This is a genomic window from Roseobacter sp., assembly GCF_039970775.1.
In the GTDB taxonomy this organism is placed as follows: domain Bacteria; phylum Pseudomonadota; class Alphaproteobacteria; order Rhodobacterales; family Rhodobacteraceae; genus Roseobacter.
On record NZ_JBDVLG010000001.1, the window covers coordinates 33,614 to 42,542 of the forward strand.

Here is an 8,929-nt window from a genome sequence, read left to right on the forward strand (position 1 = left end):
AATTCAACAGTGCGGCAGGTTTTGCAAAAGGGTGCATCACGGTCTTTGCAGTGTCAATATTTGATATACATGTTCCGTATATCAGCACAATTGATCACCCACGGCCCAATTTCGCACAGACACTATTTGCAGCGTGCAACACCAAGCCGCCGAACTGCCCCACACCATCAGCGGGCAAATTGATATCAGGGAGCGAAATCCCCAAAGCCCCAACAACATCGCCCCCCGGCACCGTGATCGCAGCCCCAAAACTTAGAATGCGCGGCCGAAATTCGCCAGTGTCATAGGCATACCCGCGCGCCAGCGTTAGCGCGATATCGGCCTCCAGTGCGGCCATATCTGTTAGGGTTTTGTCTGTGTGGCGGGTCAACGCACCGCTGATCGGGCCGCGCAGGTTTGCAAATTCCGCCGCCAACATCGCCTTGCCGGTTCCGACACAATGCAATGGGGCGGTATCGCCGATTGTGTTCCACGACCGGATCGGTTTTGGGCTGTCCAGCTTATCAATGTACACCACGTTGAGGCCCTCGCGGACCGCAAGATAGACCGTCTCGCCCGTTTCGCGCGCCAGATAAGACAGTTCAGGCGCGGCGATTTGGCGTAAATTCAGGCTCTCGACAGAGGCGCGGCCCACGCGCCATGTCTTCAAGGTTGCCGCATATGATTTGTCTGGCAAGTGCTGCACATACCCAAGCGTCGTCAAAGTTTGCAGCAAGCGAAAGGTATTGGATTTCGTCAGCCCCAATTCCTTGGACAGCTCGGTCACCCCCTTGCCGGTTTGCGCCCCGGCGAGGGTTTCAAGGATCAGCAACCCCTTTGAAAGGGTCGAATCCACCTTCGGCGCTTTGCGCGTGGGCGCGGCACTGTCGTTTTGACTAATCATGGGGCTGGTCTTTCCCTGATGTGGGGGGCGCAAAAGGCGGCGGATCATGCGCCTGGACGGCGGGCAATGCCCCATCAAACCGGCGCATCTGAACCATGACCGAATGCGCTGCGGGCGATTGTGTCAGCGACGACGTCCGCAGGTCATGGGTTAATACATTCGGATTCCCGTGGCGGTCGCGGGCCTGCGGGGCGTCAAAATCAGGATCAAACCACGCACCGGTCCATAAAAACACGCACCCTTGCATGATGTCATCGGTGATTTTGGCGCCCGCAAGGCAGCGCCCACGCGCGTTCGACAATTCAACCACATCGCCGTCGTTCACCCCATAGGTCGCCGCATCCTGCGGGTTGATCAAGACGGGTTCGCGCCCGTCAATCTTGTGGCTGAGGCTATAGCCACCATTGTCGAGCTGGCTGTGCAACCGCGTCTTGGGTTGACCAGACAGCACCGCAAGCGGGAAGGACGCATTTGGGTCGTTGGTACGGTCGCGCGGCGGGAACCAACAGGCATGGCCCGGACAATCAGGCAGCGCAAAGCTGGCAATCCTGTCTGAAAAAATTTCAATCCGGCCGCTTGGTGTGGGCAGTTTTGCCGCGACCGGATCTGCACGGAAATCGGCAAGGAAAATCTGGTTTGGGCTTGGGTCAGGCAGATCTATGACGTCGCCAGCGATGAATTCATCCCATTCCGGCAGGGTGATCCCGTTTTCGCGCCCGCTGCGACGTGTGGTGTCCCAGATATCGCGCAGCCAGTCTTGATGCGTTTTGCCTTCGGTAAAGACCTCCGCAGCCCCAAGCCGCCCCGCAAGGTTGGCGTAAATATCATATTCGATCCGCGCATCGCCCGACGGAGGCACTAGCCGTGGCATTGGCACCAAAACGTTATCAGACTTGCCCGCGCCAAAATCTGTGCGTTCTTGCGCCGCAGCAACCGGCAGGACGATATCGGCGTGGCGGGCTGTTGCCGTCCAGTTCATCTCGTTCACGACAACTGTGTCCGGGGTCTGGAACGCGGCGTGCAGGCGGTTCAGATCTTGATGGTGGTGAAATGGGTTTCCCCCGGCCCACCAAACCAGCCGTGCGTCGGGGAAGGTCCGGGTTTCGCCCTGATAACTATACGCGGCGCCGGGGTTCAGCAGCATCTCGCTGATCATGGCCACCGGGATGAATTCCTGCACCGGGTTTCGACCCTGCGGCAACGTTCCCCAACGAAACAGGCGTTCGATATTGCCGATATTTGCGTTCACGCCATAGCCAACGGTGTACCCCCCGCCGGGAAGGCCGATTTGCCCCAACATCGCGGCAAGCGTCACGGCCATCCACATTGGTTGTTCGCCAAAATCGGTCCGTTGGACCCCCGCGCCCACGCTGATCATGGTGCGACCAGCCGCCATGCGGCGCGCAAGTGCGCGGATCGCATCTGGCTCAATACCCGTTACGCCTGCCGCCCAATCTGCGTCTTTTGGCAGGCCATCCGTCTTGCCCAACAGGTATGCTTTTATCGCGTCGTATCCGACCGTATGACTGCCCAGAAACGCGGTATCTGTTAGACCCTCGACCAAAAGCGTATGGGCCAGCCCCATCATCAACGCGGTGTCGGTTCCCGGCGTGACGGGCATCCAGTCGGCGTTCAACACATCCGTTGCGTCACTGCGCAGGGGGCTGATATTGACGAATTGAACGCCTGCATTCACGCAGCGCGTTAGGTTTTCGGCCATCCGGTGTTTGCCAACCCCGCCGTCGCTGACCTGACTGTTGCGCAACGCCATGCCGCCGAACATCACCACCAGATCAGTGTGTTTTGCCACGACCGTCCAACGGGTGGCTTGAATGATATGCTGGCGGTACGGGCCCACGATGTGAGGCATCAGACCAAGCGCTGCGTTGTAGCTATAATTGCCTTCGGACCGCACAAACCCACCTTGGGTGTTCAAAAACCGTTTCAGTTGGCTTTGCGCATGATGAAACCGCCCGGCGCTTGACCACCCGTAGGAGCCCGCGAAAATTGAAGTATTGCCGTGATCACGGCGCACGCGGGTTACTTCTGCCGCCACAAGATCCAGCGCGCGGTCCCAGCTGACCTCGACAAACCTGTCGCGCCCGCGTGGTACCGCATTTGGCGTGCCCTCCAGCCAGCTTTTGCGGACTGCGGGGCGCAAAACACGCGCCTTGCCGTGGATGCTTTGGGGGATGTTCTGGTTGATCGCAGACGCCGCCGGGTCGCCCGCGTGGCCCTCCACCGCGACAATGCGATTGCCCCGAACAGTCGCCACACCGATGCCCCAATGGCTTGCGGTTAGCATTTTTACATCTTCGCTCATGCGGCCTCGCAATGTGCTATTATACAACACAGAAATGCCAAATATTGACACGAAATACTCTGACTGGCATCGTTGCGAAACGCAATACGCATGAGATCGTCATGTCTTCATCCCTTTCCAAAATTACACACGATCTGACCAACATGGGCCCCAACCCATCCACACCTGAATACCGCAGCGGAGCCGACCATGCACAATAAGATCGACCATTTCGCCATTGGCGCTGACACCCTTGATCAAGGCGTCGCGGCCATGGAAACCCAACTGGGTGTGACCATCCCACATGGTGGCAAACACGACGCCATGAGCACGCATAACTGCGTGATGCAGTCCGGCAACGAAAGCTTTTTTGAACTGATCGCGATTGACCCCGACGCCCCTGCCGATCCCGGGCGCGTGCGGTGGTTTACCTTGGATGATGCCGCCACGCAGGCGCGTTTGGCGCAGCGACCGCGCGCGTTATGTTGGGTCGTTGGGACCGATAACCTAGACGCCGTGATCGCGGCCAGCCCTGTTGATCTGGGCGAGGTGGTTTTATTTACCCGTGGGGATAGATCTTGGCGGTTGACCGTACCGCAAGACGGTCATTTACCGATGGGCGGCCTCTTGCCGGCGTTCATTGAATGGTCCCCCGGCCCTCATCCCAGCACAGGTCAACAAGACCTTGGAGTGACATTGGACAAGGTCCACCTGACGCACCCTAACCCGGATGAATTGATCACTGTGCTAAAGGCGCTCAATGTGGATCATCTGGTGCAGGTGCAGGCCGGCAATTCCGCCCTGTCTTTTGCCCTGAACACCCCGAATGGGGCCGTTACGATTGATTAGGGTCGTGTCGCAAACTTTGCCCTGAGGCAGGATGGGGCTTCAGCTGGGCAGAATGTTCCCGCAAAGCCCCACAGTACAGATCCGCAGGATTGGCTCTAGGCACCAAGAAATTTTAACATTCATAACAAATCAAGACAGTCTAGCGCATAAAAATGCGCCACAGTCGCATTCTGCACCGCCTGTCGTGATACCGCATTGATGCGTTTGGCGATATCAGACAATGGAAATGTTGACAGTTCGTCGCCTGCAAATCGCATCTTATGGCCCGATGCTGGCGGCAACAATCCAAGTGACTATAGGGCGGCTCTGGCACCCATCGTCAGAAAGTACCCGTTGAAATTTTATTGCAGCCCAATCACTGACACGTGACATAATTTTAATCCCCAATGGCGCAATAAAGGGGCATATAACCTGGTGTGCACATAAGTGAATTTAATAAGGGAAGCACCAAATGACACTATCGCGTCGCCAATTCGTTGGCATGACCCTCATCGGCACAACGTCAGCAATGCTTGGCGCCACTCCGCTGCTCGCGGCCGAAAAGCGCAAAGGCAGCCTGTCTGGTCGCCAAGGATACAAAGTATCTGGTAGCGTTCAGGTCAAAAAACATGGCGATAAAACTGTGGTCATCTTGGGGGACGATTACCTCTTTGATCCAGCGAAAAACCCACCAGATATCAAAATCGGCTTCGGCAACGGCGAAAAATACGCCAAAGGTTCGAAAATCCACGACGAGCTGACCGTTAAAAAAGGGTCGGCTACGTTCGAAGTTCCGGCCAGCATTGACACCAGCAAATACAGTGAACTTTACATCTATTGTGAACAATTCACGGTCATTTTGGCTGTTGCTCCCCTGAAGTAAGGGACTGTCTGACAGTTGCCCAATACGATCGCCGGCATCGGCGGTCGTATGCGATTGCTGGCATCGGCCTAACAACATGCGCGGCTCTTTGACCGGCCAGGTCGCCGCGGCCCGGAAAACCAACAAATGTACACGCAGGATTCATTTTTTGACCTGAGCCCATTGGGGCAATTCGGGCTCGCCTGCCTTAGCCTCACTTTGTTTGCTCTCGTCTTCGCTGTCGCTCGGGTCGTGTTGTGGCGCAGGCCCGCATGGCTTCGGGTCGCTGGGGCACTCGGTTTTTTCTGGGCGTTCGTTTGGCTGTCACCACAGGTTTACTACACATACTATTGGTTTCTATTCACCGACCTGCCAGTTCAATGGGTGATCAAACCACCCGTCAGCGTGGCGAAAATAATTGAACTTTTGACGTTCCAAGGCCGTCAAAACCTCGCGGCGCACGGGCAGGCCCTTATGGGCTGGGCGCTTATGGGAGCTGCGGTTTTCCAGTGGCCCAAACGCTAGGCCCGTATCGACAAGATACCCCCCATGCACCCGGCTTTAGCCGCATGCGGCGTTGAAAAAGACACGTTAGATGTGCAGACTGTCCCGCATAGTCGAACACTCCTCCACGATACCGTGCATCATTTGGGGTGGCTCACCACACCTAGCGCACGTCAAAAGGTCAAAGACACATATGAAACGCGCACTTCGCCTTGCCCTGTTTGCCGGATTTGCTGCGGTGGCGCCCACCTTTGCGGTGGCACAATCCACGCCTGACATCTTGGTCTTAGGCGACAGTCAAATCTCTTTTGGAGCTGGCGAGGTCTACCTCAACTATTTCGATGAACTGCCGGACCGGTGCAAAATGACATCGTCCCGCAAACGGCGCCTTGCCAAACTCGGCGATCGTCAGACCGCAGCAATTGGCGTTCGCTCCACGTCTCTGAATTCTTGGACGGCTAAATCAGGCGCTGCCAAAGGCGCAATTTGCGATGTCGACAAGACCTACGGTGTGAACGCCGGGGCCTATGGCATCGCCGGAAACCCCGACCGCAAATTCGTGCAAATCGGCAAGGGCCGCGACTATCAATTTTGTACGCCCAAAGTGTCACCGTTTGAGGCGGCCTTCGCGGAAGACTACTATAAACCGAAACTCGTTGTGCTGGCCTTTATCGGCAATTCTGCCAAAAGATGGCGCGACGACCCTGACGCCGCACGTCGGGATGCCAAGCAAACACAGGCCCAGATCCCCAAAGACATTCCTTGCGTTTTCCTCACAACGGCCCCTGTCTTTTCAAAGGCAACCAACGACACGCGCATGGCAGCACAAGCCGCCATCGCGCAGGCGTTCAAGTCAACGAAGGGACATTGCAAGGTCGTCGAAGGTTTCAGTCACGAAACACGCGCAGCCATCGAAGGTCAGGCCAAATATTTCCGGAAAAATGCGTCCGGCCGTGTCAAAGACCCGCTGCATCCAAGCAAAGCGGCCATTCGGAAATTTCTGGATATCAATACGCCCGCACTTTGCGACGCTATCTTTTCAGCCCTCAAATAACACGACTTCAAAGAGACTACGCCCATGCACACTATTTTCAAATTCGTCTTCGCAGGCCTGCTGGCTGTTGCAATGTCTAAACCGGCGCAAGCCGATGAATTTATCTCGCCGGAAATTCTTATCTTGGGCGATAGTCAAATTTCATTCGGTTCTGGCCCAGCGTTTTTGGAATTTTTCTCGGATATCAAAAAACACTGCAACCCTACACCAAAGCAGAAAGAAAACCTCAAACGTCTCGGTGAAATGCGCGTTGGTGTTATCGGCGTTCGTTCGAGCTCTATCGGGTCATGGACCGCCAGAAGGGGCGCGGCCAAGGACACCATTTGCAAAGAAGATCGAAAATGGCGCGTCAACGCGGGCACATACGGCTTTGTCAATATGACTGACAACAAGTACGTGCAAATCGGAAAAGGGAAGGAATATCAATTCTGTGCACCGAAAAAATCCGCATTCGAAGAGATGTTCCGCCAAGACTACTATGCCCCGGACCTGCTGCTTTTATCTTTCCTGGGAAACTCTGCAAAACGGTGGGCAGAAAGCCCAGAACGCGCGTTAGAAGACGTCGAGCAAATGATGTCGCAATTGCCACAAGACCTGCCTTGCATTTTCATGACAACCGCGCCCGCGTTTTCGAAAAAGATCATAGATCTGCGTCTAAAGGCGCAAAAGAACTTGATGGCAGCCTTTGAGACGAGTGGCGCGCGGTGCACCTTTGTCCCCGGTGCCACACCACAAACTGTTTTGGCAAATCAGGGCAACAAGAATTATTTCCGTCTCAATAAGAATGGAATGGTCAAAGACCCTTACCATCCGAACGCAGCCGCAGCCCGGAATTTCTTTGCGTTAGAAATGAACGGTATATGCAATGCGATTTTCGAACAAATAGACTAAAGGACGCACAACAAGTGGCACTCGCAACGGGGCTTTTGAACGTGGCCTACTCCCCTGAAACTTCGGTCGTTTTTTATTAGTCTGTTTTCCAACCAAATAGACAACCATCTTGATGCAGCCACTGAGCGTCTGATCGCTGATATGATCGAGTTGACACACCAGTGCGGCCGATATGGCTATCGCGGGGTTGCTGCCCCGTTGAGAGACGCAGGCTGGCAGATCAGCGACGAACCGGTTGAACGATTATGGCGATGTGAGGGGCTTAACGTGCCATCAAGGCAACCAAAGAAAGGTTGGATCTGTCGGGGTTTGATGCCGCTCTTTTGATAGCATTCACTGCAACAAAGGAGATGGACTATGGGACTGAAACGGGCGGGCGAATTTCGCCAAGATGCGGTACGTGTAGCACTGAGCAGTGGGCTGAGACGATAGCAAGCAGCTGACGATCCTTTGTCTGGCAGGGTATTGCGCAGCAATGTCCCGAGAAGGTGGGTATGGGCATGTTGGCGCTGAACAAATGGATCACGGCGCATCGAGATACAGGCGTGGTTTTGAAAGAAGATTTAAGCCTTGCTCAAGGGAGTGACCGGCTTCGTCGCGAGATACTGTTACCTGACAGCATATGCTTGCATGTGTGAGAGGGCGCATTCTCGAGGAGGAAAGGGAGATCCTAAAAAGGGTGAGCCCGGTTTCCGCCATTGGTCCGAGGATAATGGTCGAACGTGTTCTTCGAGAGCCAAAAGCCGTGAGTTTTAAGTACATCGAAGAGCACTGATCAGCGTTTTCCATTGGGCGGATGTGCCGCGTGATGGACATCAGCGCACGTGGCTTGCGGACGTTCCGGAACCGTCCTGCCAGCCGCAGGCAGCGATCTGACATGGTCACGTTGTCGCATATCCAAGAGCAATCCCGTCTCAGCCTTGGCAGCTACGGCAGGCCACGGATGACCGAAGAACTGAAAGAGATCGGCTTAAATGTAGGGCACCGCCGTGTCGGCAGGTTGATGCGCCAGAACGGAATATCTGTTGTCAGAACACGCAAACACAAGTTCAACATCGCCCCGAACTTGTTAGATCCTAACTTCTCAGCGGATCAGCCAAACCAAAAGTGGGCTGGAGACATTACCTACATCTGGACACGCGAAGGTTGGCTTTATCTGGCTGTGATCTTGGATTTACACTCTCAGCGCGCAATCGGCTGGGTTGTGAGCAATCGAATGAAGTGGGACTTAGCAATCCGAGCGTTAAAGGTTCCGTGCACCGCCCAAAGGTTGCATCCACCATACCAACCGTGGCAGCCAATATTGTTCGCACGATATCAAAAGAACCTGCGTCAGCATGGCTTTAAGCTATCGATGAGCGGCAAGGGAGATTGTTATGATAACGCCGCCGTCGAGACCTTCTTCAAAACCATCAAAGCCGGATTGATCTGGAGGGACACATAGGACACCCGAAGGCAGGCTGAGATCGCCATCTTCGAATACATCAACGGCTTCTACAATCCAAGACGACGCCATTCAGCACTGGGCTGGAAAAGCACCGCCGCTTTCGAACGCAAGGTGGCTTAAACAAGCACCGGGGGCGGCACTAAACCGTGATAGGTCCA

The 8,929-nt window shown here is 55.2% G+C and carries 8 protein-coding genes and 1 pseudogene; 7 read left to right on the plus strand and 2 right to left on the minus strand.

The window, feature by feature from the left end; translation table 11 throughout:
• Positions 1 to 94: 94 nt before the first annotated feature.
• Positions 95 to 883: an IclR family transcriptional regulator gene (locus ABJH13_RS00155; RefSeq protein ID WP_348404183.1), complete on the minus strand. Its 789-nt coding sequence runs from the start codon at positions 881 to 883 to the stop codon at positions 95 to 97.
• On the minus strand, positions 876 to 3,206 hold the full coding sequence (locus tag ABJH13_RS00160; protein WP_348404184.1) for a molybdopterin-dependent oxidoreductase: 2,331 nt from the start codon (positions 3,204 to 3,206) through the stop codon (positions 876 to 878). Before ABJH13_RS00160 ends, ABJH13_RS00155 begins: the two co-directional genes overlap by 8 nt.
• Before the next feature lie 189 nt (positions 3,207 to 3,395).
• Between ABJH13_RS00160 and ABJH13_RS00165 the strand changes: the two genes are divergently transcribed.
• From ABJH13_RS00165 to ABJH13_RS00195, 7 genes and pseudogenes are all read left to right on the plus strand, one after another.
• Positions 3,396 to 4,034 carry a VOC family protein gene (locus tag ABJH13_RS00165; protein WP_348404185.1) on the plus strand — a complete coding sequence of 213 codons (639 nt, stop codon included), beginning with the start codon at positions 3,396 to 3,398 and terminating at the stop codon, positions 4,032 to 4,034.
• 451 nt (positions 4,035 to 4,485) lie between these two features.
• On the plus strand, positions 4,486 to 4,896 hold the full coding sequence (locus ABJH13_RS00170) for a DM13 domain-containing protein (protein WP_348404186.1): 411 nt from the start codon (positions 4,486 to 4,488) through the stop codon (positions 4,894 to 4,896).
• Positions 4,897 to 5,572: 676 nt separating this feature from the next.
• Positions 5,573 to 6,433 carry an SGNH/GDSL hydrolase family protein gene (locus ABJH13_RS00175; protein ID WP_348404187.1) on the plus strand — a complete coding sequence of 287 codons (861 nt, stop codon included), beginning with the start codon at positions 5,573 to 5,575 and terminating at the stop codon, positions 6,431 to 6,433.
• Positions 6,434 to 6,457: 24 nt separating this feature from the next.
• Positions 6,458 to 7,324: an SGNH/GDSL hydrolase family protein gene (locus ABJH13_RS00180; RefSeq protein WP_348404188.1), complete on the plus strand. Its 867-nt coding sequence runs from the start codon at positions 6,458 to 6,460 to the stop codon at positions 7,322 to 7,324.
• Between the two features lie 129 nt (positions 7,325 to 7,453).
• Positions 7,454 to 7,624: pseudogene (locus tag ABJH13_RS00185) on the plus strand (IS3 family transposase); the annotation flags it as partial.
• Between the two features lie 508 nt (positions 7,625 to 8,132).
• Complete coding sequence (locus ABJH13_RS00190; RefSeq protein WP_348404192.1) at positions 8,133 to 8,768, plus strand: IS3 family transposase; 636 nt, start codon at positions 8,133 to 8,135, stop codon at positions 8,766 to 8,768.
• Positions 8,769 to 8,807: 39 nt separating this feature from the next.
• A complete protein-coding gene (locus ABJH13_RS00195) occupies positions 8,808 to 8,891 on the plus strand; it encodes a hypothetical protein (protein WP_348404193.1) in 84 nt (27 codons plus the stop codon).
• Positions 8,892 to 8,929 lie beyond the last annotated feature (38 nt).